The organism is Streptococcus sp. HMSC077D04 (assembly GCF_001808785.1).
GTDB classification, from domain to species: domain Bacteria; phylum Bacillota; class Bacilli; order Lactobacillales; family Streptococcaceae; genus Streptococcus; species Streptococcus mitis_BX.
This window is the reverse complement of the sequence record NZ_KV794472.1, coordinates 1-570: the sequence shown is the minus strand read 5'-3', so window position 1 is coordinate 570 and position 570 is coordinate 1. Positions and strand designations below refer to the sequence as shown.

The 570-nt window shown below is 27.5% G+C and carries 1 pseudogene; it reads left to right on the top strand.

Annotated features, from left to right (window positions below):
- Window positions 1-570: pseudogene (locus tag HMPREF2701_RS01015) on the top strand (relaxase/mobilization nuclease domain-containing protein); the annotation flags it as partial.

Sequence of the window (570 nt, the reverse complement as noted above, 5' to 3'; positions counted from 1 at the left end):
CTAATCGAGAACTCGAAAAATTTTGAAGATTTCAAGAAAAAAGCAAAAGCTTTACATTTAAAAATTGATTTTAGACACAAGCATGTTACTTTTTTTATGACTGATTCAAATATGAAACAAGTCGTACGTGATATTAAATTGAGTAGAAAACAACCTTATAATGAAACTTATTTTAAGAAAAAGTTTGTTCAAAGGGAAATCATAAACATCTTAGAATTTTTACTTCCGAAAATGAAGAATATGAATGAATTGATTCAACGAGCAGAATTTTTTGGATTAAAAATAATTCCGAAAGAAAAACATGTTCAATTTGAATTTGATGAGATTAAGATTTCAGAGCAAGAATTGGTAAAAACGAATCGGTATAGTGTTAGTTATTTTCAAGACTATTTTAATAACAAAAATGAAACTGTTGTCTTAGATAATAAAAAGTTAGTTGAACTTTACAATGAAGAAAAGCTAATTAAAGAAAAAGAGTTGCCGACAGAAGAGGTGGTATGGAAATCCTATCAAGATTTCAAGAGAAATAGGGATGCAGTTCATGAGTTTGAGGTAGAGTTGAATCTTAAT